Annotated in this window: 20 protein-coding genes, 1 pseudogene and 1 riboswitch; of the genes and pseudogenes, 5 read left to right on the top strand and 16 right to left on the bottom strand. The window is 64.1% G+C overall.

The features are described 5' to 3' along the window. Positions 1–31: 31 nt before the first annotated feature. The 3 genes from JQ587_RS22295 to JQ587_RS22285 form a co-directional block, all read right to left on the bottom strand. Entirely contained in the window at positions 32–1,024 is a 993-nt protein-coding gene (locus JQ587_RS22295) for an ABC transporter permease (RefSeq protein WP_212300573.1), read from the bottom strand. Beyond that, a complete protein-coding gene (locus tag JQ587_RS22290; RefSeq protein WP_212426717.1) occupies positions 1,021–2,601 on the bottom strand; it encodes a sugar ABC transporter ATP-binding protein in 1,581 nt (526 codons plus the stop codon). The genes JQ587_RS22295 and JQ587_RS22290 overlap by 4 nt, the downstream gene beginning before the upstream one ends. 238 nt (positions 2,602–2,839) lie before the next feature. After that, positions 2,840–3,829 carry a Bug family tripartite tricarboxylate transporter substrate binding protein gene (locus tag JQ587_RS22285; RefSeq protein WP_212426716.1) on the bottom strand — a complete coding sequence of 330 codons (990 nt, stop codon included), beginning with the start codon at positions 3,827–3,829 and terminating at the stop codon, positions 2,840–2,842. A 370-nt stretch (positions 3,830–4,199) separates the two neighbouring features. Here JQ587_RS22285 and JQ587_RS22280 point away from each other — a divergent pair, with 370 nt between their 5' ends. Then, positions 4,200–7,040 carry an ATP-binding protein gene (locus JQ587_RS22280; RefSeq protein WP_212426715.1) on the top strand — a complete coding sequence of 947 codons (2,841 nt, stop codon included), beginning with the start codon at positions 4,200–4,202 and terminating at the stop codon, positions 7,038–7,040. 21 nt (positions 7,041–7,061) lie between these two features. Here JQ587_RS22280 and msrA read toward each other — a convergent pair whose 3' ends face one another. Together msrA and JQ587_RS22270 are read right to left on the bottom strand one after the other, a co-directional pair. Then, on the bottom strand, positions 7,062–7,577 hold the full coding sequence (gene msrA / locus JQ587_RS22275; protein WP_212300569.1) for a peptide-methionine (S)-S-oxide reductase MsrA: 516 nt from the start codon (positions 7,575–7,577) through the stop codon (positions 7,062–7,064). Positions 7,578–7,665: 88 nt separating this feature from the next. Continuing rightward, a complete protein-coding gene (locus tag JQ587_RS22270) occupies positions 7,666–8,088 on the bottom strand; it encodes an OsmC family protein (protein WP_212426714.1) in 423 nt (140 codons plus the stop codon). Between the two features lie 297 nt (positions 8,089–8,385). On the opposite strand from JQ587_RS22270, the gene JQ587_RS22265 reads away from it, so the two are divergent. Together JQ587_RS22265 and JQ587_RS22260 are read left to right on the top strand one after the other, a co-directional pair. Further along, positions 8,386–9,093 carry a hypothetical protein gene (locus tag JQ587_RS22265; RefSeq protein WP_212426791.1) on the top strand — a complete coding sequence of 236 codons (708 nt, stop codon included), beginning with the start codon at positions 8,386–8,388 and terminating at the stop codon, positions 9,091–9,093. Positions 9,094–9,350: 257 nt separating this feature from the next. Next, positions 9,351–9,806, top strand: a pseudogene (locus tag JQ587_RS22260) (helix-turn-helix domain-containing protein); the annotation flags it as partial. A gap of 26 nt (positions 9,807–9,832) precedes the next feature. Here the strand turns inward: JQ587_RS22260 and JQ587_RS22255 are convergent. The 7 genes from JQ587_RS22255 to JQ587_RS22225 form a co-directional block, all read right to left on the bottom strand. After that, positions 9,833–10,816: an ABC transporter ATP-binding protein gene (locus JQ587_RS22255; RefSeq protein WP_212426713.1), complete on the bottom strand. Its 984-nt coding sequence runs from the start codon at positions 10,814–10,816 to the stop codon at positions 9,833–9,835. Beyond that, positions 10,813–11,802: an ABC transporter ATP-binding protein gene (locus tag JQ587_RS22250; RefSeq protein WP_212426712.1), complete on the bottom strand. Its 990-nt coding sequence runs from the start codon at positions 11,800–11,802 to the stop codon at positions 10,813–10,815. Before JQ587_RS22250 ends, JQ587_RS22255 begins: the two co-directional genes overlap by 4 nt. 19 nt (positions 11,803–11,821) lie before the next feature. Beyond that, positions 11,822–12,745, bottom strand: a complete 924-nt coding sequence (locus JQ587_RS22245; RefSeq protein ID WP_212300564.1) for an ABC transporter permease — start codon at positions 12,743–12,745, stop codon at positions 11,822–11,824. Next, on the bottom strand, positions 12,742–13,683 hold the full coding sequence (locus tag JQ587_RS22240) for an ABC transporter permease (protein WP_212426711.1): 942 nt from the start codon (positions 13,681–13,683) through the stop codon (positions 12,742–12,744). The genes JQ587_RS22245 and JQ587_RS22240 overlap by 4 nt, the downstream gene beginning before the upstream one ends. A gap of 17 nt (positions 13,684–13,700) precedes the next feature. Then, positions 13,701–15,302, bottom strand: a complete 1,602-nt coding sequence (locus tag JQ587_RS22235; RefSeq protein WP_212426710.1) for an ABC transporter substrate-binding protein — start codon at positions 15,300–15,302, stop codon at positions 13,701–13,703. A gap of 238 nt (positions 15,303–15,540) precedes the next feature. Beyond that, the gene (gene hydA, locus JQ587_RS22230) at positions 15,541–17,010 is read right to left on the bottom strand and encodes a dihydropyrimidinase (RefSeq protein WP_212426709.1); all 1,470 of its coding nucleotides are present in this window, start codon (positions 17,008–17,010) and stop codon (positions 15,541–15,543) included. A gap of 60 nt (positions 17,011–17,070) precedes the next feature. Further along, positions 17,071–18,003, bottom strand: coding sequence for an N-carbamoyl-D-amino-acid hydrolase (locus JQ587_RS22225; RefSeq protein ID WP_212300560.1), 933 nt, complete (start codon positions 18,001–18,003; stop codon positions 17,071–17,073). A 327-nt stretch (positions 18,004–18,330) separates the two neighbouring features. Between JQ587_RS22225 and JQ587_RS22220 the strand changes: the two genes are divergently transcribed. Then, the gene (locus tag JQ587_RS22220) at positions 18,331–19,464 is read left to right on the top strand and encodes an MFS transporter (protein ID WP_212426708.1); all 1,134 of its coding nucleotides are present in this window, start codon (positions 18,331–18,333) and stop codon (positions 19,462–19,464) included. 53 nt (positions 19,465–19,517) lie between these two features. Here the strand turns inward: JQ587_RS22220 and JQ587_RS22215 are convergent, their stop codons facing one another. The 3 genes from JQ587_RS22215 to JQ587_RS22205 all read right to left on the bottom strand — a co-directional run bounded on the left by JQ587_RS22215 (position 19,518) and on the right by JQ587_RS22205 (position 24,898). After that, on the bottom strand, positions 19,518–20,951 hold the full coding sequence (locus JQ587_RS22215) for an NAD-dependent succinate-semialdehyde dehydrogenase (protein WP_212426707.1): 1,434 nt from the start codon (positions 20,949–20,951) through the stop codon (positions 19,518–19,520). 143 nt (positions 20,952–21,094) lie between these two features. Further along, positions 21,095–22,528, bottom strand: a complete 1,434-nt coding sequence (locus JQ587_RS22210) for a PepSY domain-containing protein (RefSeq protein ID WP_212426706.1) — start codon at positions 22,526–22,528, stop codon at positions 21,095–21,097. A 12-nt stretch (positions 22,529–22,540) separates the two neighbouring features. Beyond that, positions 22,541–24,898: a TonB-dependent receptor gene (locus tag JQ587_RS22205; RefSeq protein ID WP_212426705.1), complete on the bottom strand. Its 2,358-nt coding sequence runs from the start codon at positions 24,896–24,898 to the stop codon at positions 22,541–22,543. Between the two features lie 116 nt (positions 24,899–25,014). After that, positions 25,015–25,216: riboswitch (cobalamin riboswitch) on the bottom strand. A 73-nt stretch (positions 25,217–25,289) separates the two neighbouring features. Here JQ587_RS22205 and JQ587_RS22200 point away from each other — a divergent pair. After that, a complete protein-coding gene (locus JQ587_RS22200; protein WP_212426704.1) occupies positions 25,290–25,862 on the top strand; it encodes a histidine phosphatase family protein in 573 nt (190 codons plus the stop codon). Here JQ587_RS22200 and cobT read toward each other — a convergent pair. After that, positions 25,855–26,907, bottom strand: coding sequence for a nicotinate-nucleotide--dimethylbenzimidazole phosphoribosyltransferase (gene cobT / locus JQ587_RS22195; protein WP_212426703.1), 1,053 nt, complete (start codon positions 26,905–26,907; stop codon positions 25,855–25,857). The genes JQ587_RS22200 and cobT overlap by 8 nt on opposite strands. Positions 26,908–26,914 lie beyond the last annotated feature (7 nt).

The raw sequence follows: 26,914 nt of genomic DNA, 5'->3' as shown, positions 1-26,914 counted from the left end.
CGTGTGGCTCACGCGCGGCGCCTGACGTCGACTAGCGTTTCGTAAAGGCAACTGCGGCAACGATGATCGCGCCCTTGATCACGAGCTGCATCGGCGAGCTCACGCCGAGCAGGACAAGACCGTTATTCAGCGTGCCGATGATCAGGCTTCCGAACAGCGTTCCCAGGATGTAGCCGCGCCCGCCGAACAGGCTGCAGCCGCCGAGGATCACAGCGGCGATGACGTCGAGCTCCATCCCCTGCACGACGTCGGGCCGCGCGGCATGTGACCGCGCGGACAGCACCAGCGCTGCCAGACCAGCCAGCGTGCCGGTCAGGACAAAGGCTGCCGTCGTGATGCGCTTGGTGTTGATGCCGGAATAGAGCGCCGCGGTCGGATTACCGCCGACCGCGTAGATGCGGCGGCCGAACACGTTGTAGTGCAGCAGCAGGATGCCGACGATCATCGCCGCCAACGTCCAGGCGATAGGGACCGGTATGCCGAGGAATGTGCCTTCGCCAAAGATCGCGAAATAGGTCTCGTTGGTGATGATGACAGGCTTGGTATTGGTCACCATCATCGCCAGTCCGCGCGCCATGCTCAGCGAGCCCAGCGTCACCAGGAAGGACGGGATCGACAGCTGTGTGGTCAGGATGCCGTTGATCAGCCCGACCAGCGCGCCGGTTCCGAGCCCGGCCACGGCGCCCACGATCCAGCTGTTGTTGATCTGGCTCATCGCGAGAGCGGCCGCCATGCCCGACAGCGCCAACGTCGAGGCAACCGACAGATCGATCTGACGCGCGATGATGATGAAGGTCATGCCGACCGCGATGATCGACACCAGCGTGGTCTGGCGCCCGATGTTCAGGAAATTGTCGACCGACAGGAACCAGGGCGAGGACAGGCTGAACACGACCAGCAGGATCACGAAGGCGATGTACAGCATGTAGGGCCGCTCACCCCGCAGCAGATTCTGGAGAATCTTGCGGCGGCGATCGGACCGGGTCGACGCGGCGACCACGTTGGGAGCAGTCAGTTCGGTCATGCGGAAAGCTCTTGCAAGGGACCGGGCGTGGAGGCCTGGTACATCTGGAGGAGATGATGCAGCTCTTCGGCATCAAAGATCTCGCCGCGCGAAAGCGTACGAGCCACACGGCCGTTGACGATGACGGAGATGCGGTCGCAAAGCTCGATCAACTCGACGAGATCGGACGAGACGACCAGAACCCCGCTGCCATCGCGGGCGGCGTTCCGGATCACGGCATAGATTTCCTCGCGGGCGCCGACGTCGACGCCGACCGTCGGCTCGTCCAGCAGCAGCACGCGCGGCCGCGGATCATTCCATTTCCCGAACACGACCTTTTGCTGGTTGCCGCCCGAGAGCGTCCTGACCAAGCTCGAAGCGCCTTGTGCTTTCACCGCGAGCCTGGCGATCGCACTTTCCGCGCGCCTGGCGGCGGCGCGTTGCTGCATCCAGCCCCAGCGCGAGAAATGGGGAATCCGCGGCAAGGTGACGTTGCGTTCGATCGAATGGTCCAGGACCAGGCCCTGCACGTGCCGATCTTCCGGCACCAGCGCGATGCCCTGCTCGATCGCATCGGATGGGCCTGCCGGCAGCCATCGGCGGCCTTCGATTTCGATTGCGCCGCTCTCGAGCGGCCGGAGGCCGAACACCGTCTCCAGAATCTCCGTGCGCCCGCTACCTATCAACCCGGCGAGGCCGTGGATCTCGCCCTTCAACACGGCAAGATCGACGGCGCGAAGCCGGTCGTTGGAGACATCCAACAGCGACAGAACTGGCGATGGATTCAAATCACGCTTGGGGGCAGGCTCGTTGCGCGAGACGATTGATGGCGATCGATCGGCTCCGACGATGGCGTTTACCAGCCGCTTCATGTCCGTATCGGCGGTAACAAACGTGCCGGCATTGGCGCCATCGCGCAGCACGGTGACACGCTGCGAGATCTCGAAAACCTCGTTAAGCCGATGCGTCACATAGATCACGCCGACTCCGCGGCGCGTCGCCTTTCCGATCGCATCGAACAGGATCCGGACTTCATCCGATGTCAGCGAGGAGGTCGGCTCGTCGAGGATCAGAAGCCGGACCTCGCCCATCAGGGCCTTTGCGATCTCCGTCATCTGGCGATAGGCGAACGGCAGCGAGCCGACTGTCGCTCTCGTATCGAGGGGAATGCCGAGCTCTTTCAGGAACGCTTCGGCCCTGGCCATCAGCGCGCGTTTCCGGACAAAACCGAATGCTGCGCGTGGCTCGCGGCCGAGCAACAAATTGTCCGCGACACTCAGAGATTCGACGAGGCTGAGATCCTGATAGACGACGGCGATCCCCGCCTCGCGCGACTTTGCCGGGCTGTCAAACTCCACCGGCCTGCCGGCGATCTCGATCGTGCCGCTGTCGAGAGCATGAACACCACTGAGGATCTTGATCAGCGTGGATTTTCCGGCGCCGTTCTCCCCCAGCAGCGCGTGCACCTCGCCGGCCCGGACCTCGAGGTTGACGTCGCGCAGCGCGCGCACGCCGCCGAAGCGCTTGTTGATGGCACTGACCATCACAAGCGAGGTCGACGGCCGAGGTTCTGCTGCAACCGAACCGGACAATTCCAAACTTTCCTCCCGTCGGCCCTGCGAGACGCTGGTACGATGGTGACATATTGTTATTTTTGCAACTTATGTTGTTATAATTCTATCACCCCGGGCGACCTGTCAATGGCAGATCACGCCTCCGCCGCAAATGGCGACCGGCTTTCGCGACGCGTGCGGGTGCGAACGTCGGTCCGGAGAGCCGGCGTTACCCGCCTCGAAGCGGATGAATTCGCAGGGATAAGGACCGACGCCGGAAGGCTTAGAGCGACTGCAGGCCGATCGACTTGATCACGGGAGCAAGACTAGCCGAGGTGGCGTCGACAATTCGCTGGAATTTGCCCGGGCTGGAATCGCCATCAGGCTCCATGCCCTGCGCGCGATAGTTCGCCTGGAGCGCGGCACCAGCCATCGCCGCGCGTGTGGCCTGCGCGATGCGGTCGATGATCACATCTTCCGTCTGTTTCGGTGCGAACAGGCCGAACCATCCCTCATAGCTGAGATCCGGCATGCCCGATTCAATGGCGGTCGGTATGTCCGGAGCGCCGCTCAGGCGCTTGTCGGTCGTGACCGCGAGCAGCCTTATTTTGCCGGTCCGGCTGAGTTGCAACAGTTGAACGGACATGACGGCCACAACGAGAGATATCTGGCCGCTGACGAGATCGTTGGTGGCCTGCGAGATTCCTCGATAAGGAATGTGGACGATATCCAAAGCGCCTGCCTGCCGCTTGAACATCTCGCCAACGAGATGATTGCCGGTGCCGATGCCGGGCGTCCCATAGGACAGCTTGCCGGGATTGCTCCTCGCATGAGCGATCAGGCCTTGCAGATCTGCGGCCGGCACCGACGGATGGATGGCGAAAACCAGTGCACTGCTGATCAGGCGATAGATCGCCCGGAAATCGCCGATGGCATAAGTGGGATTTGGCGTCGTCAGCGGAATGATGACCTGCGTGCTGCCGTTTCCGAGCAGCAGTGAATAGCCATCGGGCTTCTCGCGCGCGACAGCGGTCGTGCCGATCGCACCGCCCGCGCCTCCAATGTTGTCGACAAACGTCGGGCCGAGCTGAGATGACATCTTCTCAACCCAGGGGCGCCCGATCTGATCCCCTGAGCCACCGGCGGCATATGGAATCACCAGCCGAATGGGACGCGAGGGATAATCGGCGGCGCTGCCACAATTTGGAACTCCCGCGAGCGCCGCTGCAAACGTGGCCGCATTGACGAAGTCTCGCCGCGAGAGGGAAGGCATGTCCTGTTCCAAATGTCGTGAGCTCCCGTCGGAGGCGAGACCGACTCCAAAAACCCATTCGCAGCAGCATGCGGCGATCGTCAATGGCGGCATGCCTCGTGAGATGAGCTATCGCTGAACACGGAGCGACCACCTCCACCTCGCTTCAGGCATGCCCGCTACGCGGAACCGGAAGTGGCCGGAACGGCACCAGACCGGCATCGCCATAACCCATTCGTTCGAAAGAGATATTTCGTCGCACGCGGTCGACCGACGCGGCGAGGTGCACATCCGCCGCGGTCCCTCGCTCCTTTCGTCCAGTTTACTCACCTCCTCGATCTGCTAGACCGGTTCAAACACTTTTGACTCCCGGCCGAGGGGGCGATGGCGCGTGCCAGACGATAACAACCAAGACTCGGCCATTTCTTTTGGGCCATTTCGACTGCTTCCGAAGTCCCGCCTCCTGGAGAAGGACGGCGCGCATCTTCACGTCGGAGGCCGCGCGCTCGACATCCTGATCTTCCTGGCCGAGCGGCCCGGCGAAGTCGTCGACAAGCGCGAGCTGGTCAAACGCGTCTGGGCCGACGTGAATGTCGACGACGGCAGCCTTCGCTTTCACATCGCAGCGCTGCGAAAAGCACTCGGCGACACCGGCAAGTCCGCCCGCTATGTCGTCAACGTCCCCGGCCGTGGCTATTGCTTCGTCGCGACTCTCGCCCAGACCCCCGCCGAGATCCAGCCTTCCCCGGTTGACGTCCCTCTCCCTCGCTCGCTTCCCGCTCCGCTCGCCCGGGTGATCGGACGAGACGATATCATCGAAAAGATTTCGAGCGGGCTTACGCAGCACCGTTTCGTCACCGTGGTCGGCCCCGGCGGCATCGGCAAGACCGCGGTGGCGGTGGCCGTGGGCCATCGCCAGCTCACGCGTTTCGACGGACACGTCTTTTTCGTTGACTTTGGACCGGTCAGGAAGCCCGAACTCGCCGCGATCACCATCGCCTCGACGCTCGGACTGTCCATCGATGCGGAGGATCCGCTGCCGGCCCTGCTGACGCATCTCCAGGCAAAGCCAGTGCTACTGATCTTCGACAGTTGCGAGCACGTGCTGGAGATCCTCGCGCCGCTCGTCGAGCACCTCGTCCGCGACGCGCCGCGATTGCATGTGCTGGCAACCAGCCGCGAATCCTTTCGCAGCGAAGGCGAACGGATATTTCGACTGTTTCCGCTGGATTGCCCGCCCCAACGTAACGATCTCACCGTGGCCGACGTCCTCACCTATCCCGCAGCCCAGCTCTTTCTCGAGCGTATCGCGCAGAGTTCCGGACCATTCCAGCTCAGCGAGGAAGAAGCCCCCCTGGTGGCGGACATCTGCCGCCGCCTCGACGGCATCGCACTCGCAATCGAGCTCGCGGCGGGGCGCGTCAATGCCTATGGAATCGCCGGCACGGCATCCCTGCTTGACAGCCGCTTCTCGCTGCAATGGCGTGGGCGACGCACGGCCATCCCGCGACACCAGACGCTCGGCGCCGCGCTAGACTGGAGCTACGACCTCCTTCCCGCAACCGAGAGCGCGATCTTGCGGAGATTGTCGGTCTTCGTCGGCCGGTTCACGCCGGAGGCGGCCGCCTCCGTCGCCGCAGGCGACGGGCTTAGTGCAGCCGCGACCATGGAGGCGATCGACAATCTCGTCACCAAATCCCTGATCGCACCATCGGGCGCAAGAACGCTGCGTTATCGGCTGCTGGATACCACGCGCACCTATGCACTCGGCAAGCTGAACGAGGCCGGCGAAGCGAAACGGATTGCGCGGCGGCATGCCGACTATTTTCGCGACCTGTTCGAGCGCGCTGAAGCCGAGACCTCTTCTCCATTGCCAGACTGGCTCGGCACCTACGGCGCCGAACTGGACAATCTGCGCGCTGCACTGGATTGGGCCTTTTCCGCAGATGGTGATGCACAGCTTGGCATCGCGTTGACGGCGGCGGCGGTGACGCTCTGGGTGCGCCTGTCGATGTTCGCCGAGTGCCGCGAACGCGTCAGGACCGCGCTGGCCGCGCTCGGCGACCACGGCGACAACAGGGTGCGCATGCAGCTCCTGGCCGCGCTCGGCTGGTCGCTGATGTACGGCGAAGGACGCGCGCGCGAGGCCCGCCCGATCCTCGAAGCCACGCTCGAACTGGCCGACAGGCTGGACGACAAGGATTTCCGGCTGCGGGCGCTCTGGGGCTTGTGCATCGACCAGTTCAACAACGGTGCATTCGGCAAGGCGCGCGCGCTCGCCGATCGCTTCGCCGAAGCCGCGTCGAGCTCATCTGACAAGACCGACCTCATGCTGGCGGACCGGCTCATGGCCGTTGCCCTGCATTATCTCGGTGATCAGAGCGAGGCGCGCGTTCGTATCGACCGGGTGAATGCGTCCCTGCATGTGCTGGCCGAGAAGCCCAAGATATTCCCGCTCGACTTACGGATATCGACACAGTATTTCCGCGCCCGCATTCTGTGGCTTCAAGGTCACGCGGATCAGGCTCTCGCGCTCGCCGAGCGCAACATCCATGAAGGCCGCGCCAACGGCCACGCGTTGACCTTCTGCAGCGTGCTCGGACAGGCCGCGTGCCCGATCGCTTTTCTGGCCGGGGACTACGATGCCGCCGAGCGCTACGGGACCGAGTTGCTCGAGCACACCGATCGCCACGCGATCCGGCTCTGGGGGCTGTGGGCCCGTGCATTCAACGCCCTGGTCGTTGCAAAGCGCACGGACGTCGAGGCAGGCTTGCCGCTGCTGCGCGACGAGCTCAACCGTGCCGGCGACGCGCGCTTCCTGCCGCGCTTTCTTCCCCTGCTCGGCGAGCTCGCGGCATGTTTCGGACAGGCCAATCAGATCCATCAGGGCTTTGACACGATCGAGAACGCGTTGGAGCGTTGCAACGACCGGCAGGAACGCTGGTACCTGCCGGAGCTGCTCCGTATCAAGGGCGATCTCATGCTGAGAGAAACGCCCCGATCGGAAGCTGCCGACGCCTGTTTTCACCAGGCCATGGACCTTGCAACACAGCAGGGCGCAAACTTCTGGCAGCTGCGATGCGCCGTCAGCATCGCAAAGCTCAGGATTGAACGAGACCAGCGCGCAGACGCACTCGCCATTCTAGAGACGGTCTGTGGCGCGCTGACCGAAGGACCCGACATCGCCGATATGCGGATCGCGCGCAGCCTGATCGCGCAATTGCGGGCGTAGCCTGAAATCCCCCGTCCGGATCTAGCCTCCCGCAGCAACTGCGCGCCGCGGCAGCTTCCAGTTCGGCCGGATGAAGTGGCAGGTGTAGCCGTCGGGATAGCGCTCGAGGTAATCCTGATGCTCGGGCTCAGCCTCCCAGAATTCGCCGACGGGTGCCGTTTCCGTCACCACCTTGCCGGGCCACAGACCCGATGCTTCGACATCGGCAATGGTGTCTTCGGCAACGCGCTTCTGTTCGTCCGACGTGTAGAAAATCGCCGAGCGATAGCTCGTCCCCAGATCATTGCCCTGACGGTTGAGCGTGGTGGGATCGTGGATCTGGAAGAAGAACTCCAGCATCGTTCGATAACTGGTCTTTGCCGGATCGAAGATGATCTCGATCGCTTCGGCATGACCTTCGTGATTGCGATAGGTGGCGTTCTTCACAGCACCGCCGGTGTACCCGACGCGCGTGGAGACAATTCCGGGCTGCTTGCGGATGAGGTCCTGCATGCCCCAGAAGCAGCCTCCAGCCAAAACTGCGCGCTCTGTCGTCATCTGTCAGCTCCCAATCGGCCAGGGACGTCCATCCGGTTCCGACATTCTGCCGGGGAGCCGGATGGACAACTTAATTGAAGCACCGCAACTAGACCAGCTTGGCGTCGAGGCTGATTTCGGCGTTGAGAACCTTGGACACCGGACAATTCTTTTCGGCCTCTCCTGCAATGCGGGCGAAACCGGCGTCATCCAGATTGGGCACCTTGGCGCGCAGGGTCAGCGCCGACTTGCTGATCTTGAACCCCTTGCCGTCGGGCTCGAGCGAGACTGCAGCCTCCGTCGACAACTCGGTCGGCGCGAAGCCGGCAAGCTGAAGGCCGAACGCCAGCGCCATGGTGAAGCAGCCAGCATGCGCGGCTGCGATCAATTCCTCGGGGTTGGTCCCTTTCTCGTTCTCGAAACGCGTCTTGAAGGAATAGGGCGTCTCGGCCAGCACGCCGGACTCGCTGGTCAAATGGCCGGTGCCGTCGCGACCGGTGCCTTGCCAAACAGCTTTTGCCTTGCGGATCATGTCACGTCTCCTCGGTTGCTCGCGTATCGCAGCGATCCTATCCGCTGCTGATTTGTCCTGTATGAAGCCAACACCGATCCAGCCGATGCGGGTATCCCGGAACACGCGCATCACCAATGCTTCCTCGGAACGGCCGTGCACGCTCAACTTGGCCTCATGCGGCTTGGCGGACAAATTGGCAATATCTTCAACGAGCTACCGTCCGATCGAGCTCTTGCAACTCCTAACAACTTCTAACACGCCAAGCCGCCCACGCCCCGCCATGGTGGAGGCAATTCATGGTGGATGCAGTGGGACATGGCACTTCTTGACGATGCGATCGACGCCTGCGGGGGGCTGACCCGCTGGAACAATCTGAGCCGGTTCACGCTGCATCTTTCCGTTGGCGGGGTACTGTTCTCCGACGCCGGACATGCGCGGGAATTCAAGGACGTCACCGCGGAGGGATCGACGCGGACACAATCCGTCCGCTTCACCGGAATCACGGGCGGCGAACGATCCGGCGCGTTTCAGCCTGATGCGATCACGATCGAAAGCCTGGATGGTCACGTGCTGCGGACATGGCGCAACCCGAGCCTTGCCTTCCCCACCCATGGCGCACATGCGCTGGCGGACGAGCTGCATCTGGTCTTCTTCTGCGGCGTCCAGATCTGGAACTATCTCACCACCCCATTCCTCCTCGCCCGTCCCGACGTCGCGGTCGAGGAGCTACCGCCGTGGCAGGAAAATCGTGAGACGTGGCGGCGCCTGCGCGCGCAATTCCCGCCGGACCTGATCAGCCTGGCGTCCGAGCACGTGTTCTATTTCGACGACAGCGCCCTGCAGCGACGGACCGACCACGACCTCCTGGGCGCACGTGTCGCGCACTACTCGTGGGCCCACGAGACCTTCGGCGGCATCGTGGTTCCAACTCTTCGGCGTACCCTGGCGCTGCAGCCCGACGCAGCGGTGATCGCCAAGCCCGTGCTGATCGACGTCGAGATTTTCGACGCCGTCTTCGAATGACGGCCAAGCCCTTGAATACCAACCAAAGCTCAAGCGACTGCGGCCGGCTGCCGCACCCGCCCGCCCCACATAATCTAACAGATCCTAATCACCCCTAACGGGCTTCCAGGCCTTCGCGCGCCTATCCTGCCACCAATACCGAAGATGCGAGTTCACCGATCTCGGCGAACGACCGCGCGGATCAGAAAGAATAAGCGATGCTGACCGAATTGCAGAGAGCACACACCCGGATCGACCTTCCGGCCGGCCCAGGAGATCACGAAGCCCGCCCCGAATTGCCGCGTGCCAAGATCAATGCCCTACCGAAATGGCGGCTGCGTCGCGTCGAGCACCATATCGCCGCTCATTTCGAACGCAGCATCAGCCTGTCCGAGCTCGCCAATGTCGCGGGTCTCTCGAGAATGCATTTCGCCGCACAATTTCGCGCGGCGACCGGATACCGTCCGCGAGAATACCTCCTCATTCACCGGATCGCGCACGCGAAGTCGCAGCTGACGACGACCCAGCGGCCTCTGGCCGAGATTGCACTCGCAGTCGGCTTCAGCACCCAGGCTCACTTTTCGACCGTGTTCAAGCGCATCAGCGGCCAGACGCCGGCGCGATGGCGCACGGCCGCCAAGACCGAACGGCCTAACTGTGAAAGTCCACTACGGCGCCGGCTTACGCCAGACACGAACTGGAGGGTCAACATGCATTACGCGGATGCGCGCTGAGGCGTTCAACAGCGGCGCTCAGCGTTCTATCCCGCAGGCAGTTCATCGAGGTGGCAGGCCACCCATTGCTCGCCATCAGTCGAACGAAGCTCCGGTTCTTCCGTGCGGCAGCGGTCGAACACGAACGGGCAGCGAGTGTGAAAGCGGCATCCGCGCGGCGGATTGATCGGGCTCGGTACGTCGCCGCCGAGGATGATGGGATTGCGCTTGGCCCCTGGCTCCGGCAGCGGCACCGCCGAGAGCAGCGCCTTGGTGTAGGGATGTCTTGGCGCGGCAAAGATCTCCCGGCGCGGCGCCACCTCGACGATCTTCCCGAGATACATCACCGCGACGCGATGGGTCATATGCTCGACGATTGCGAGATCATGGCTGATGAACAGCAAGGCCAGGCCAAACTCGCGTTGGAGATCCTGCAACAAATTGACGATCTGCGCCTTGACCGAGACGTCGAGCGCCGAAACCGCCTCGTCGCAGACGATCAGCTCCGGTTCGGCCGCGAGCGCCCGTGCGATGCCGATGCGCTGACGCTGGCCTCCCGAGAATTCGTGCGGCCGGCGGTTCAGCGCCTCGCGCGGCAGGCGCACGGTGTCCATCAGCGCCGTGACGCGCGTCTCGAGATCGGTCGCCGACTTGGCCAGACCGAAATTCCGGATCGGCTCGGCCAGGATGTCGCGCACGCGCATGCGTGGATTGAGGCTCGAGAACGGGTCCTGGAACACCACCTGCATGCGTTGCCGCAGCTGGCGCATCGTGCTCGGATGCGCATCGTCGATGCGCTGGCCGTCGAGGATCACCTGGCCTGATGTCACGTCGAACAGCCGCAGGATCGCACGGCCGACCGTCGACTTGCCGCAGCCGGACTCGCCGACCAGCGACAGCGTCTCGCCCCGTGCAATCTCGAACGACACGCCGTCGACCGCATAGACCCACTCGGACTTGCGCCCGAACAGGCCGGCCTTGACCGGAAAGTGCTTCTTGAGGTCATTGACCTGGAGCAGCGGGATGCTCATGCCGCAACGGCTCCCTTGGCGGCGTGGTGGCAGGCTGCGATGTGGCGCGGCCCCTTTTCTTCGAGGCCGGGCGCATGTTGCCGGCAGAGATCAGTCGCGAGCGCACAGCGGCCGGCAAAGACGCAGCCGGTGATTGGCTTGCGCAGGTCGGGCACCTGCCCGGGAATCTCGGCGAGCCGCGTCGCGGTGCCGGCGAGCGACGAGCCGAGCCGCGGCACGGCGCCGAGCAGGCCCTGCGTATAGGGGTGACGCGGCGAGCGGAACAGCTCCGCCACCGGCGCCTCCTCGACCTTGCGGCCGGCATACATCACCATGACGCGCTCGGCGATCTCGGCGACCACGCCGAGATCGTGGGTGATCAGGATGATCGCGGCACCGACGCGGCGCTTGAGGTCCAGCATCAGCTTCAGGATCTGCGCCTGGATGGTGACGTCGAGCGCCGTGGTCGGCTCATCCGCGATCAGGAGCTTCGGATTGCAGGCCAGCGCCATCGCGATCATCACGCGCTGGCGCATGCCGCCGGAAAGCTGATGCGGATATTCGCGTACGCGCCGCTTCGGCTCGGGAATGCCGACCAAAGTCAGCATCTCGATCGCGCGCCCCTCGGCCGCCGCCTTGTCGAGGCCCTGATGCAGCATCAGCGTTTCGCGGATCTGGCGGCCGACGGTCAGCACCGGATTGAGGCTCGTCATCGGCTCCTGAAAGATCATCGAGATGTCGTTGCCGCGAATGGCGCGCATCTCGCGGTCGGGCAATTGCAGCAGGTCCTTGCCCGCAAAGCGGATGGCGCCGGCGATCCTGCCCGGCGGTTCCGGAATCAGCCGCATCAGGGACATCGATGTCACCGACTTGCCGCAGCCGGATTCGCCGACAATGGCGAGCGTCTCGCCCTCGTTGACATGGAAGGACACCCCGTCCACCGCGCGATTGATTCCGCTTGGGGTGCGGAAGTGGGTCTGGAGATTTTCAACTTCAAGCAACGCCATCGCGATCAGCCTCGGCGCATCAGAGACGCTTGGCCATGCGCGGGTCGAGCGCATCGCGAAGGCCGTCGCCGAGCAGGTTCACGGCGAGCACGGTGACGGAGAGGAACGCCGCCGGGAAGAACACGATGTAAGGCTTGACCTGCCACAACGCGCGACCCTCGGCCATGATGTTGCCCCAGGACGGAATGGTGGGCGGCGTGCCGGCGCCAATGAAGGACAGGATCGCCTCCGTGATCATGGCGCTGGCGCAAATGTAAGTCGCTTGCACCAGCATCGGCGCGAGCGTGTTGGGCAGGATGTGGCGCAGGATGATCATCGGCGTGCGCGTTCCGCAGGCCACCGCGGCGTCCACATAGGGCTGCTCGCGCAGCGACAGCACCACGCTGCGGACGAGGCGCGACACGCGCGGAATTTCGGCGACGGTGATGGCCAGGATGACGTTGCCGACGCTGCCGCGCGTCAGCGCCATCAGCGCAATTGCGAGCAGGATCGGTGGGATCGACATCAGCCCGTCCATGAAACGCATCAGGATGCCGTCGGCCCAGCGGATGAATCCCGAAACCAGGCCGATGGCGAGACCGGCTGCGGATGCGAGCACGGCAACCGATAGCCCGACCGTGAGCGAGACCCGCGCGCCGAACAGCACGCGTGAGTAGATATCGCGGCCGAGCACGTCGGTGCCGAACCAGAATGCCGCCGATGGCGCCCGGGTGCGCCTGGCAGGCGCCAGCGCGGTCGGGTCCACCGTCCAGAGATATGGCGCAAAGATCGCGATCAGGACCAGCGCCAGCAGCAGCGCCCCGCCGATCGCAACGGTGGGGTGGCCGCGCAAGAACCCGATGAACCCACGTCGGATCGTGACGGGCCGGAGGATTTCAGGCAGTTGCGGCGCGAGCACGAGGCCGGCCGGCAGCACCTGCGGATTGACGGTCGCGTCGGTCAATAGCGGATCCTCGGGTCAACGAGTGTATAGGTGACGTCGATCATCAGATTGACGAGGACGTAGACGAAGCTGAACAGCAGCACGATGCCCTGGATGACGGGATAATCGCGGCGCAGGATCGCATCGATCGTGAGACGGCCAAGACCAGGGATCGCAAACACGCTTTCCGTCACGACCGCGCCGCCGATCAGCAGCGCGATGCCGATGCCAATTACGGTGACGATCGGCACAGCCGCGTTCTTGAGCGCGTGAATGAACAGGATGCCGCCCTGCCCGAGGCCCTTGGCGCGCGCTGTGCGGATATAGTCCTGCTGCAACACTTCGAGCATGGCCGCGCGGGTGATACGCGCGACCAGCGCGATATAGACGCAGCCGAGCGCGATCGCCGGCAAGATCAGATTCTCCAGCCAGGGCCAGAAGCCCTGGTTCAGCGGCGTATAGCCCTGCACCGGAAGCCATTCGAGCTCGAGCGCGAAGATGTAGGCAAGCATGTAGCCGACGACGAAGACCGGCAGCGAGAAGCCGAACACCGCAAAGCCCATGATGGCCCGATCGATGAAGCTGCCGGCCTTCCATGCCGCCACGACGCCGAGCGGCACCGCGACCACGATCGTCAGCAGCAGCGTGACCACCATCAGCGACAGCGTCGGCCCAAGACGCTGCCCGATCATCGTCGAGACCGGCAGGTTGGTGAAGATCGAGGTGCCGAGATCGCCGTGCAGGATGCGCCAGACCCAGCTTCCGAACTGGACCAGGAACGGACGGTCGAGGCCGAGGCTCTGGCGGATGCGCTCCACATCCTCCGGGCTTGCCTGGTCGCCCGCGATCACCACGGCGGGGTCACCCGGCGCAATGTAAAGCAGGCTGAACACGAACAGTGCAACAATCGCCATCACCGGCAAGGTGGCGACGATGCGCCGGAGGATATAGGAAAGCATCTGGCCTCAGCGCGGCATCATGCGGTCTTCGATACACCCCAGAAGAACGGCAGCGGTCCCTTGGTAATGCCCGAAACGTTCTTGCGCCACGCCGTGTAGCTCAGGAAGAATCCGGTCGGCGCGTAGACGACATCATCGAGCGCCGCCTTGTTGAGACGGCCGACAGCCGCCTTCTCCTCGTCGAGGTTCTTGGCGTCGAACCAGGCCGTGACCTCCTTCTCTGCGTTGGGGCTGTTGGGCCAGCCGAACCAGGCCTTGTCGCCATTGGCGCGAATAGCGGTGTACGGCGCGGGATTGATGCAGTCCGCGCCCGCGTGCCAAGTGTGGAACATGTTCCAGCCGCCTTGTCCGGGCGGCGTCTTCTGCGCGCGGCGGGAGCCGACCGTGCCCCAATCGGTTGCGACGAAGTCAACATTCATCCCGAGCTTCTTGAGGAGGTCGGCGGTCACATCGCCCATCGCCTTGGTGATCGGCTGGTCCTGCGCTACGAGGCAGGTCACCGGCTGGCCGGAATAGCCGCTCTCGGCGAGCAGTTTCTTGGCCGCATCGAAATCCCGTTTGCCCTTGAGGATCTCGCCCCCCATCTCGCTATAGAGCGGCGTATCGGGCGTGAAGAAGCCCGGCAGGGACTTCCACAGCGCATCGTCGTCGCCGACGATCGCGCGCATGTAGTCCTCCTGGCTCAGCGCCATCAGCACCGCGCGGCGTGCCCGCACGTCGTTGAACGGTGCGAACAGATGATTCATGCGGAACGAGCCGATATTGCCGAGGGGATCGCCGATATCGACGCTGATGTTCTTGTTCTTCTTCAGCACGGGCACGAGATCGGCAATCGGGTTCTCCCACCAGTCGACCTCGCCGTTCTGCAAGGCCGCGGCAGCCGTTGCGGGATCCGGCATCACCAGCCACTCGACACGATCGACCAGAATTTGCTTGCCGCCGGCAAGCCACGAGGCCTTCTCCTGCCGCGGCACGTAATCGGCGAACTTCTCAAACACCGATTTGGCGCCGGGGACCCATTCGCTCTTGGCGAACTTCATCGGCCCCGAGCCGACATACTCGGTGATCTGCTTGAACGGATCGGTCTTCGCGATACGTTCTGGCATGATGAAGGAGCACGGCGCGTTGTTCTTGGCCAGCGCATAGAGCATTTTCGGGAAGGGCTGCTTCAACACCCACTTGAAGGTGCGGTCATCGACAGGGGTCAACTCCTGCTGGATCGCCAGGATCATCAGGCCCATCGGATCGCGCGCGGCCCAGCGCGCCAGGCTCGCGACGACGTCCTTGCTCAGCACCGGCTCGCCGTCATGGAATTTGAGCCCCGGGCGCAGCTTGAACGTCCAGATCCTGCCGTCGTCCGAGGTTTCCTCGGACTCGACCATCTGGCGCTGCGGCTGCAGCTTCGCATCGACGCCGTACAGCGTATCCCAGACCAGGGCCGCCGCATTGCGCACGACATATTGGGTACCCCAGATCGGATCGAAATTGGCGAGATTGGCCTGCGGCACGAAACGCAGGGTGCGCGCCGCTGCGCCTTGGGCGATCGCCGGGGCCGATAGGCCGGTCAATGCCAGGCCGCCTGCGCCGGCCAGTCCCTTCAATACGGTCCTGCGATCCATAAAGTCCTCCCAGTCATGCCGTGATGCCGGCCGTTCATTGGCCAAGGGCAGGTGAAATCGAGCCCATTAGCGTGCAAATGGTATGCCAGTAACCGGCCGTCCGCCAGCGGGTTCTCATCGACTTTTGGCCATCGTTGCACAGCAGCACGGACGCAGTGACGCCGCTGGAGATGACCGGTTCTGGTCCGGTGGAGGAGCGCTCACTGCGGCAATGATCGTCAGCGCGCGCGAGCCATGATCACAGCAATTTTGCTCCAAAATTCCGCTCCGGATCCATGTCGGCCACGAGCCGGCCGGTCGGCTTCGCCGCCTCGCCGCCGCTGCGCGCCAGGAATTTTCCGCTTCCGGCGCTGGCCAGACATCTGTCACCGTCGATAATCACACGACCGCGCGACAGCACCGACACCGGCCAGCCCTTCAGCTTGCGGCCTGCGAACGGCGTGTAGCCGGCGAGGTCATGCATCATCTCGTCGGCGATCACGGTCTCGCGGTTGGGATCCCAGATTGCGATGTCAGCATCGGCGCCGACCGCGATCGAGCCCTTGCGCGGATGCAGATTGTAGATCTTGGCCGGTGCCGTCGCGGTCAGCTCGACGAACTTTTCAAGACCCAGTCGTCCCTTCGACACCATCGCATCGAACAGCAGCGGCAGCCGCAGCTCCAGTCCCGGCAGGCCGTTCGCGACTTGCTTGAAGTTCGGGTTCGGTCCGGCTCGCAGCTTGCCGGTCTCGTCATAGCGATATGGCGCGTGGTCCGACGAGATGGTCTGGAGATCGCCGAGCGACAGCGCCTGCCACAGCGCCTCCTGGTCCTGATACGTTCGCGGCGGCGGGCTGCACATCCACTTGGCGCCTTCGGCGCCGGGCTTGTCGAGATCATCAGCCGTGAGGAACAGATATTGCGGACAGGTCTCGGCAAAGACCTTGAGCCCCTGCCCGCGCGAGTCGCGGATCACCTTGGCGCCATCGGCGGTCGAGACATGGAAGATCATGATCGGCTGATCGATCAAGGCCGCCATGCCGATCAACCGTGTGAAGGCTTCCGCCTCCGAGACGCGGGCGTGGCTGACGGCATGGTATTTCGGCATCGTGTAGCCACGCGCAAGCAGACGCTTCACCATCCAGGCGATGATGCCGTGATTTTCGGCATGAGCGCACAACATCGCGCCGGACTGGCGCGCGGCCAGCAGAATGTCGAGCAGCGGCTCGTCATCGATCTTGAGCCGGTCATAGGTCATGAAGATCTTGATCGAGGCATGCCCCTTCTTCACCAGCGCCGGAATGTGCTCCTCGACCGTCTCCCTGGTCGCATCCGCGATGATCATGTGAAAGGCGTAGTCGATCACGGCGCCCTTTTTCGCCAGCGCGTGATAATCCTCCACCACCTGCGGCAGCTTCATGCCGACATGCTGGGCTGCGAACGGGATCACCGTTGTCGTGCCGCCGAAAGCTGCAGAGACCGTCGCGCTCTCGAACGTGTCGGCGTTCATGATGCCGGCGGCGGACAGTTGCTCGATATGCGCGTGGCTATCGACGCCACCCGGCAGCACCAGCTTGCCGCGCGCATCGATCTCGCGCTTGGCCGGCGAAAGCCCGCGACCGATAGCCGCGATGGTCTCACCGGAGATGGCGACATCGGCCTCGAACACATCAGTGGTGGTGGCGACGCGTCCGCCGCGGATGATCAGATCGTAGTTGGGTTCAGTCATGAGGCACTCCGTGACAGGCCCGAGCGAAAGGACTGCCAGTTGGCAGGAAAACCATCGGCATCATTCCTCCGGCGGCAGCACCGCGCCGGTGCGGCTGGTGATCAGGCCATAATGCTCGATACGGCGGTGCTGCGCGAAATTGAAGATTGTGGTCTTGCCAAAGGTAGTGGCGTCGAGATCGCAAGGGTGGAGTAGAAGCTCGTCCTCTTCTGTCCTGGCTTCAGCGACGATCTCGCCGTTGGGATCGACGATCAGGCTGCCGCCGAATAGCGGATGGCCGTCCTCGACGCCCGCCTTGGCGACGGCAATCACCCAGGTCGCGTTCTGGTAGGCGCCGGCCTGCACCGAGAGGCGGTTGTGAAACAGGCGCTTCTCGATGCCCTCCTCGCTTCGCTCCGCATTTACCGACGGCGTATTATAGCCGATCAGCACCATTTCGACGCCCTGCAAGCCCATGACACGATAGGTCTCGGGCCAGCGGCGGTCGTTGCAGATGGCCATGCCGATGATGCCGCCGAGCTCACGCCAGACGTTGAAGCCGAGATCGCCCGGCTCGAAATAGCGCTTCTCCAGATGCTGATGCGAGCGCCTGGTGTCGTATTCCACATGGCCCGGCAGATGGACCTTGCGGTATTTGCCGACGATCCTGCCGGACTTGTCGGTAAGAACAGCGGTGTTGAAGTGGTGGCCGTCAGGGGTCAGCTCGGCATAGCCGAAATTCATCGCCATCTGATGTTGCGCCGCCCGCTCGAACAGCGGCCTGGTCGCGGCGTTCGGCATTTCACGCTCGAACCAGCTATCGAACTCCGCCCGGTCCTCCACGTACCAGCGCGGGAAGAACGTCGTCAGCGCCAACTCCGGATAGGCGATCAGGTCGGCGCCTTTTGCTTTCGCCTCGTCCATCAACGCGATCATGCGCTTGACCACCGCCTCGCGGCTGTCGGCCTTCTGAATCGGCCCCATCTGGGCGGCGGCAACGTTGACGATACGCATCAGCGAGTTCCTGATTCTTGATGAGGCTGACGATTGCAGCTTCGACGGCGTGTCGGCGCGCTCAGCATAACGCAGCCTCGCGCCGGTTGACCACCCAAGCAGCTTTCATGCCGTGAGTTGATCGCATCGCTCTCAAAGGGCGCGGCAGCTTGTCCCGAATTTGCGCTTCCGCGTGCGCTCTTCGCGCTTCTGCGGACAAATCGTCCCCTCTGGGCCATAACCATGCAATGACAGCAACCATGCTATGACAGTGTGCGGAACCTCTCTCCGCATCTTGGGTTGTTAAACTCAGCCCCTTACCCCCGATTCCCTCCCGGAGTTACACGAATGACTTCAGCCGACCGGCCGGCGACGCGGCTCGCCACGCGCCTCTCGTTTCTGGTCGCCGGATTCGGCCTCGCGTGCTGGGCACCGCTGGTGCCGTTCGCGAAGGAGCGGCTCGCGGTCGATGACGCCGTCCTCGGCCTGCTGCTGCTCAGCCTCGGGATCGGCTCCGTCGTTGCGATGCTCGCGACCGGAATTTTGAGCGCCCGTCATGGCACCAAGCCTATCATCATCGGGGGCGGGATCGGCCTCGCGCTGGTGTTGCCCCTGCTCGTCATTGCCGGCACGCCCGTGACGTTGGCAATTGCCTTGCTCGCATTCGGCGCGGCGCTCGGCTCCATCGACGTCGCCATGAACATCCATGCCGTCGAGGTCGAACGCGCGGCGCGACAGCCGCTGATGTCGGGCTTTCATGCGCTCTTCAGCATTGGCGGCTTCGCTGGATCCGCGGTGATGACGGCGCTGCTGTCGTTTCATCTTGGGCCGCTGGCGAGCGCGTTGATCTGCTCCGTGCTGATGCTGATCGCGATGGCGCTCGCCTCGCCGCGCCTGCTGCGCAGGGCGCAGGCGCAGGAGGGACCGCTGTTCGTGCTGCCGCATGGCATCGTGCTGTTGCTGGCGCTGTTGGCTGCCGTCACCTTCCTGATCGAAGGCGCGATGCTCGACTGGGGCGCGCTACTCGTCATCGACGCGGGTCTCGTTAGCGAGGCACGAGGCGGGATCGGCTACATCGTGTTCTCGATCGCGATGACCATCGGCCGGCTGGGCGGCGACGTCGTCGTGGCGCGTATCGGTGACCGCGCAACGCTGGTCGGGGGAAGCCTGCTTGCGATCGCGGGCCTGGCGGTGCTGCTGCTGGCACCGAGCCCGGCCATCGCCATTGCCGGCTTCCTGCTCATCGGCCTCGGCGCGTCGAACCTGGTGCCGGTGCTGTTCCGCGGGGCCGCAACGCAGACCGCGATGCCTACGGGGCTCGCGGTGGCGTCGATCACCACCGCCGGCTATGGCGGTGTTCTGGTTGGCCCTGCCGGCATCGGTTTCGTCGCCCACGCCGTCGGCCTGCCGACGGCGTTCTGGATGCTCGCAGCGCTGATGGGCCTCGTCACATTATCCGCGCGCGCCGTCACCACAAAATAGAAGGGCGCGCCACGGCCTGCCGTGACGCGCCCTGCATGAGGGTCGTGCGAGCTTTACGCGCTCGCCTGGGTCACGAACTTGGTGTTGAGGTACCCCTCGATCGCCTCGAGGCCGCCTTCGGAGCCGTAACCGGAATCCTTGATGCCACCAAACGGTACTTCCGGCAGCGCGAGACCGTGATGGTTGATCGAGACCATGCCGCTCTCGACGTCGGCGCCGATCGCCTGCATCGTCTTGGTGGACGTCGTGTAGGCATAGGCCGCCAAACCATACGGCAGGCGGTTCGCCTCGGCGACCACTTCATCGTAGCTGCGGAACGACGTGATCGGTGCCAGCGGGCCAAACGGCTCCTCGTTCATGATGCGGGCATCGCGCGGCACGTCGGTAATGACGGTCGGCTCGAAGAAGAAGCCTTCATTGCCGATGCGCTTGCCGCCGGCCTGCACCTTGGCGCCGCGCTGAACGGCGTCGGAGACGAGACCTTCCATGGCGTCGACACGGCGCGGGTTGGCCAGCGGGCCCATGCGGGTATCCTTGTCGAGGCCGTTGCCAACCTTCAGGCTCTTCGCCGCCGCCACGAATTTGTCGACGAAGGGCTGGTAGACGCTTTCATGCACCAGGAAGCGCGTCGGGGAGACGCAGACCTGGCCGGCATTGCGGAACTTGTTGGCCGAGAGGATCTTGGCGGCGTTGTCGAGATCGGCATCCGCAAACACGATCGCCGGCGCGTGGCCACCGAGCTCCATCGTGACGCGCTTCATATGCAGGCCCGCTAGGGCAGCCAGATGCTTGCCGACCGCGGTCGAGCCCGTAAAACTGATCTTGCGGATGATCGGATGCGGAATGAGATACTCCGACACGTCCGACGGCACGCCGAACACCAGCTGGACGACGCCGGGCGGAATGCCCGCGTCGGCATAGGCCCGCACCAGTTCCATGCAGCTTGCGGGTGTTTCTTCCGGACCCTTGACGATGATCGAGCAGCCGGCGGCGAGCGCGGCCGAGATCTTGCGCACCGCCTGGTTGATCGGGAAATTCCAGGGCGTGAACGCCGCGACCGGGCCGACCGGCTCCTTGGTCACGAGTTGGGAGACATTGCCCATCCGCGGCGGCACGATGCGGCCATAGGCGCGGCGGGCTTCCTCCGAGAACCAGTCGATGAGATCGCCGGCCAGCATGGTCTCGCCCTGGGCTTCCACGACCGGCTTGCCCTGCTCCATGGTCATGACAGGCGCGATTTCGGCGGCGCGCGAGCGAATGATGTCGGCGGCCTTGCGCATCAGCTTGTAGCGATCGAACGGCGAAGTCTTGCGCCAGACTTCGAAGCCGGCCTTGGAAGCCTCCAGCGCGCGGTCGAGGTCCGCCTTCGAGGCGTGCGGGGTCTTGCCGATCGGCTGGCCCGTTGCGGGATTGAGGATGTCCTCCGACTTGCCGGAGGTGCCGTCGGTCCACTCGCCGGCAATGAACATCTGAACTTTCGGGTACATCCTTTGGCTCTCCTGCGTGATTTCAACGGCGGGACTGACACCCTGCCCAATAAGTGGGCGCAGAGCTACACCGAAAGGCAGTCCCCGGAAAGGGAGCAGCAGCGCATCACTGATCTTCCCGGCGGCCATGCGCGTCATGCAGCTCAGGTCGAAAATTTTGCCTGCAAACGCCGCCAGCCGACCACGATGCCGGTGACGGAGAACACCAGCCCCAGCGCACAAAGCCCGACGATCAGGACGTCGCGCAGGCGCGGATGCGCCATCAGGACCGGGAAGTCGAGCGTGTGCAGCGCGCTGTAGGCCCAACGATAGGCTCGGCGCGAGTTATCCAGCCGTTGCAGCACGCTGCCGTCGGCGCCGTCGACGTCGAACCAGAGATCGCCGCAGCGGGAGCGGTAGACCGGCGCGCCGGGAACGATGGACTGCGCGGGATAGTCGTCATTGTCGGCAAGAACAGATGCAACGCCGCAGCCTGCCGCAATGCGCGTCGTCAGGCTGAGGACGTCCTGCTCATCCAGGAACGCCATCTGCCGATCGCGAGTCGGCTGTCCCGCCTTGGTCAAGGTCTGGCTACCAAGACCGGTGCGGTCGCGCCGAAAGACATTCGCGTTGAAAGCAAACCATTCGACTTCGCGCGCTGAAGTCGACAGCGGCTGCTGATAGGGCGACGGAGCCCCGCGCCAGTCCGGCACCGCATTCGTCACGCCGGCCTCAGCCGGGGTTAGTTGCCCGCGCGAGAATAGGCGACCGTGATCCATGGAGAGCCAGCCACTGAAGATCCAGGTCAGCACGAACGCCGTCGCCGCGAGACCGACAATATGATGGAGAGCGTGCCAACCGCGGTAGGGTGAGCCGATCAGCCCTCCTCGCAACCTGATCCGGACAATCCCGACCACCGCGCCCAGTGCCGCAGCGATCAACGCCAGCAGCGATAAGGTCCAGACCAGCCGATCCCACAGCGGCCAGTCGCTTCTCAGGACCGTCGGATAGATCCAGTGCAAGACGCTGCCGGCGAGGTTCCAGCCTCGCTCGAACCGCGTTGTATCCAGCACGACCTCGCCGGTGCGCGATGAGACGTACACTTCCGTTCCGGCTGCGTCGCCGAGAGCGATGCGGAACAGTGGCCGATGACGATCGAAGCCGTTCGGCACGCTCCATTGATCGTAATCGGCGCGCGCAATGATCGTGGCGTGTGTGACATCAAGCCCGCGCCCGCGAGCATGATCTTGCACGATGGCGAGCGCGACGTCGGGGGATTTCACCGATGCATCGGCCCCATCCGATGCACGAACCGACCTTACACGCGACGGTCCCGACACGAGATAGACCGGCCCGTCGCTGCGCCGGATCAGGCGAACACGCGTGGCGTCCGTGATCCCGCTCGCGACGACTGCGCCGCCGACCGCCATGATCGCCTCGCCGCGCTCCACCGGCGCGAGCCCGGCAAAGCGCTCCGCTTCCGTCAACACTGGAAACGGAACGAAGTGCATCACGATTCCGCTCGCGAACCACATCGCGAACAGGAGGCAGAACGCGATCCCGAGCCAGCGGTGCGAGAGGACGATCGCGCCCATCATCCGGTCAGCACCCTACCATTTGAACGCCGCAGAGATCTCGTAGGTCCGCGGCGCGCCCAACAAGATTTGGTCGGGATAGAACGGGTCACCCCAGATCGCGTAGCGCTTGTCGGTGAAGTTGCGCACCCGGAGGGTCAGGCGGGCCTGGTCGACCGCATTGAACACCGTCTTGGGGATATCGACGAAGGCGTAGACATCACCGACGGTGTAGGCATTCATGGTCACCGTGTTGGCGTCGCTGTTGTAGCGGTCGCCGACATGGCGGCCGGCGATGCCGAACTCCACCGGCCATGGTGTGAAGAAGCGCCAGGATGCGCCGGCATTGGCGACGATGCGCGGCACGTTCGGCGGCGTGTTGCCCGAGAACGAGCCCCCGGCAAAGTCATAGTCGGCATAGCGCGCATCGACATAGGCGATGTTGCCCCAGAGCCGCAGAGGCTCGATCGGGCGGATCGACCCGGCAAGCTCGACGCCCTTGGACTCCTGCCGTCCCGCAATATTGAGCGTCTGGCCGCCGGCCGCGGCATAGACGTTCTTGCGGACGATATCGTAGGCCGAGAACGACCACTCCGCCCTGTTGTCCCAAAATACGTGCTTGACGCCGGTCTCATAAGTGCGCGCGGTCGTGAGATCCAGCTTCTGGGTCGGTCCGAGCAAAAAGATGTTGTTGGCCGAGATGTCGGCGCCGGTGGCGTACTGGCTGAAGAAGGTCAGGCCCGGAACGGCTTCCCAGGTGTAGCCGATGCGGCCGGTGACGGGCGCCCAGGACTTCGTGAACGGAAAGCCCGTATTCTCCAGACCAAACTTGTCGGTCGAATTGCGGTCGAGCCCGATATGCTCGGCGCGCAGGCCGCCGATCAGCGAAAAGGTCCGCGTCAGCTTCAGCCGGTCCTCGAACGACAGCGCCTCGTTGTCGATGCGCGCGGTCTGCTGCTTGGTCGTGAGCAGGCCGTAGACGCCCCGGTTCGGATCGACGAGATCAACGGAATCGCTTGGGAAATTCGCAGCACCCGGCCGGACAAAATCGAGGTAGCTCGACGACAGCGTCGTGACGAGACGATTGTCGAAGCCTGCGATGTTCGCATCCCAGGTCAGGTCGGTGATGTTGCCGACCAGGCGCTGGCTGTGCGCCACGTAGAAGCGGCTGCGATCGATCGTATTCGTGGCCGTATTGAACGCCTCGACCTCGTTGTTGAACCACGAACGTTCCGCGCCGTAGGCATAGGCCTGGCTCTTCAGCGTCAAATCGGGCGCGAGCTTCAACTCGAAACCACCGCGCAGCCAGACCTCCTGTGCAACGTTGCGATTGTCGAGCACGTTGTAGTTGGTGTTGAACGTGCGATCGTCGATCGTAATTGGTCCAAGATTCGATTTAGTGAAATCCGACACGTAGGTACCCGAGACGATGCCTGCCGTCGCGTGCGAGCCGCTGAAAGCGACCGGCACCAGCGGCGCGCCCCAATAGGCCTTTCCGCGGTCCTCGCGATATTCGATCGCACCCCAGACCTTGAGGCTGTCGGAGATGCGGTGGTTGAGCTGGCCGGAGACGTCGAGCGTCTTGGTATTGGTGTCGTCGGCAAACCCGTTGAGCGTGGAGCGGCTGATGTCGAAGCGGTAGTCCAGGCCCTGCACATTGGTGCTACCACCGGAGCCGTAATATGCGCGGAACGAATTCAGGGAGTCATATGAGAAGTCCGCCTCGTTCCGGATCGGCCCTGTGTGCGGCTGCTTGGTCACAAAATTGATCGCGCCGCCGGCGGCGCCCTCGCCCGAGATCAGCGAGGCTGGCCCTTTCAGGATTTCCACGGCTTCGAGATTGGCCGTGTCCATGATCCGCGAGGTCATGTTCTGCGGGCCGATCTTGATGCCGTTGTAGAGCGTGTTGATCTGGCTGTTGGTGAAGCCGCGCATCGAGAAAGCCGAGGGCTCGGCCGGATTGTCGCCCGCAGTGACGCCGACCGCACCTTGGGCCACGTCGGAGACGGTGCGATAGCCCTGCTCACGGATGGTTTCGGCAGAAATCACCTCGACGGTCGCGGGCGTCTGCCGCACCGTCAGGCCGAGGCGCGAGGCGCTTTCGGCGACGGCGTTGCTGTTGAGCGGCGTCGGGGCCGCGGCGTTGGGCACGACCGGCTTTGGCGCAGCCACTGCCACGACTGGCCTGCGCGCAGCCGTGCGGCGTGCGCTTGCCGCGTCCCGGCCGGCTGGCTTTGCCCGCTTGCGGGATTGCGGCGGCGATACTTCCACAGCCGGCAGTCGCTCGCGGGCCTGCTGCGCCAAGGCAGCTGGCATGTCGATGGCGACAAAAGACGCGAGAGCGGTGGACGCGATCAAAAGGCGGCGCGGTTGTACAATATCAATGGAAAACACGGTCCTGGACCTCGGTGTGACGTCAGTGGCACGTCACCGCGAACCAAGGTCCCATCTTCCGGCTGTCAGCCGTCCGATGAAGCCGAATGTCTGTACTCCCCGACCGACATCTTCGCGTGTGACCACGGCTGACGGCAGGTCTCCTGGCTCGCGGGTCGTGACCGCTTCGTCGCCTTCCCGGGACCGAGGACCCAGTGGCTCCTGACGAAGGATTCACCGCTTACAGTTGCGGGGGCAGCTACGGCATTGGGGACAATGTCCCCGCACCGCATTCCCTTTTCATCCCCTTTCGGGGAAACCGTCATCGCCATCTAGGATTATGGCGAAGACGGAGTCAATGTGCCTGTTGCGGCGATACTGCCACAGCGGCCAACTTCCCTGGGAGATCTGCATGGAAGGCGAGACCTTCCTCTGGCTGATACGACACGCCCCCGTCGACGGCGCCGCAGGCACTATCCATGCGAATGATGCGCCCGCCGATCTCGGCGACCGCGCGCAACTGGAGGCGCTGCGCCGGTGTCTTCCACGGAATGCCGCGAGCTATGCCAGCCCGGCCCGGCGCACGGTCGAGACCGCGCGCGCGCTCGGGCTTGACGCCGTGCTGGTACCCGAGTTCGGTGAGCAAAATTTTGGCGACTGGACCGGCCGACGCCATGACGAGCTCGCGGCCAGCGGAGGCGAGGCCTATGCGCAATTCTGGAGCGATGCCGCGCGCGGACGGCCTCCGGGCGGCGAGAGCTTCGAGGATCAGGTCGCGCGCGTCAGGCTGGGCCTCGCGCGGATCGGTGCCGGTCCCGCGACGCTCGTCGTGCATTCCGGCACGATCCGCGCCGCGCTCTGCATCGCGCTCGACCTGACGCCACAAGCCGCCTTGCGCTTCGTGATCGATCCGCTGTCGATGACCCGGATCGACCGGCTCGCGACCAGCTGGCGCGTCGGCTCGGTCAATCAGCGGATCAGTTAGGACGATCCGGCACATTGGCCTGCGCGAACGTCGCCATGTCATTGTGAAGCGCGCAGGCCGACCGCACCAGTGGCAGCGCGATCGCGGCACCTGATCCCTCGCCGAGCCTGAGGTCGAGGCTGATCAGCGGCTGCACGTTCAGCGCGCGCAGCACCAGCCGATGCCCCTGCTCGGCCGATTGATGCGACGGCAGCAGGAACGGCTGACACGATGGATTCAGCCGCACCGCTGCGAGCGCGGCAACCGAGACAATAAACCCGTCGATCAGCACGGGAATGCGCGTCTGCGCGGCCGCGATGATCGCACCGGAGATCGCCGCGATCTCGAGACCGCCGACGGCGCACAGGATGTTTTCGGGCGAGGCACCAGCGATGCCATGACGCGCAATTGCAGCATCGATTACGCGCGCCTTGTGGGTACGGCCGGCAGCATCGACACCGGTGCCGCTCCCTGCGATTTCCCCGGCGTCGATGCCGAGCAGGCTCGCGGCTATCGCAGCCGACGTCGTGGTGTTGCCGATGCCCATCTCGCCGAAGATCAGCAGATCAGGCTGATTGACCTTCGCCCGCGCCACTGCGCGCTGCCCGGCCTCGAAGGCGAAGGCCAGCTCCGCCGGCGCGAGTGCAGGCTCAATGCTGAAATCGCGGGTACCGTGGCGCGACTTGTCCGTGACAATGCCCGTCATCTCGTTCTGCGCCAGCGTGCCGGCGTCCACGACCTCAAGGCTCGAGCCGAGCTCGCGTGCCAGCACCGAGATCGCAGCACCACCGGCGGCAAAATTCGCCATCATCGCGATGGTCACGGCCTGCGGATAGGCCGACACGCCTTGCGCGACGATGCCGTGATCGCCGGCGAAGATGATGATCGGTACGCGCACGGCGCGCGGGCGTTCGGTTGCCTGCAGGCCGGCAAGCTCGATCGCGAGTTGCTCGAGGCGGCCGAGCGCGCCGGTCGGTTTTGTCAGTTGCGTCTGCCGCGCGATCGCCGCTTCGCGATGGACGACGGAAATCTCGGGGCATTTTTCGGTAACCCAATCGGGGAGCATGCTGCCT

Origin of the sequence: Bradyrhizobium manausense (assembly GCF_018130615.1) — a bacterium.
Classification (GTDB): Bacteria; Pseudomonadota; Alphaproteobacteria; order Rhizobiales; family Xanthobacteraceae; genus Bradyrhizobium; species Bradyrhizobium manausense_A.
This window is presented reverse-complemented; position numbering and strand designations above follow the sequence as displayed.

Coding starts and splice junctions, on each gene's coding strand:
- JQ587_RS22295 (WP_212300573.1), bottom strand. CDS start 1,024: ATGACCGAACTGACTGCTCCCAACGTGGTCGCCGCGTCGACCCGGTCC.
- JQ587_RS22285 (WP_212426716.1), bottom strand. CDS start 3,829: ATGCCTTCCCTCTCGCGGCGAGACTTCGTCAATGCGGCCACGTTTGCA.
- msrA (WP_212300569.1), bottom strand. CDS start 7,577: ATGACGACAGAGCGCGCAGTTTTGGCTGGAGGCTGCTTCTGGGGCATG.
- JQ587_RS22270 (WP_212426714.1), bottom strand. CDS start 8,088: ATGATCCGCAAGGCAAAAGCTGTTTGGCAAGGCACCGGTCGCGACGGC.
- JQ587_RS22265 (WP_212426791.1), top strand. CDS start 8,386: ATGGCACTTCTTGACGATGCGATCGACGCCTGCGGGGGGCTGACCCGC.
- JQ587_RS22255 (WP_212426713.1), bottom strand. CDS start 10,816: ATGAGCATCCCGCTGCTCCAGGTCAATGACCTCAAGAAGCACTTTCCG.
- JQ587_RS22250 (WP_212426712.1), bottom strand. CDS start 11,802: ATGGCGTTGCTTGAAGTTGAAAATCTCCAGACCCACTTCCGCACCCCA.
- JQ587_RS22240 (WP_212426711.1), bottom strand. CDS start 13,683: ATGCTTTCCTATATCCTCCGGCGCATCGTCGCCACCTTGCCGGTGATG.
- JQ587_RS22235 (WP_212426710.1), bottom strand. CDS start 15,302: ATGGATCGCAGGACCGTATTGAAGGGACTGGCCGGCGCAGGCGGCCTG.
- hydA (WP_212426709.1), bottom strand. CDS start 17,010: ATGACTGAACCCAACTACGATCTGATCATCCGCGGCGGACGCGTCGCC.
- JQ587_RS22225 (WP_212300560.1), bottom strand. CDS start 18,003: ATGCGTATCGTCAACGTTGCCGCCGCCCAGATGGGGCCGATTCAGAAG.
- JQ587_RS22220 (WP_212426708.1), top strand. CDS start 18,331: ATGACTTCAGCCGACCGGCCGGCGACGCGGCTCGCCACGCGCCTCTCG.
- JQ587_RS22215 (WP_212426707.1), bottom strand. CDS start 20,951: ATGTACCCGAAAGTTCAGATGTTCATTGCCGGCGAGTGGACCGACGGC.
- JQ587_RS22210 (WP_212426706.1), bottom strand. CDS start 22,528: ATGATGGGCGCGATCGTCCTCTCGCACCGCTGGCTCGGGATCGCGTTC.
- JQ587_RS22200 (WP_212426704.1), top strand. CDS start 25,290: ATGGAAGGCGAGACCTTCCTCTGGCTGATACGACACGCCCCCGTCGAC.
- cobT (WP_212426703.1), bottom strand. CDS start 26,907: ATGCTCCCCGATTGGGTTACCGAAAAATGCCCCGAGATTTCCGTCGTC.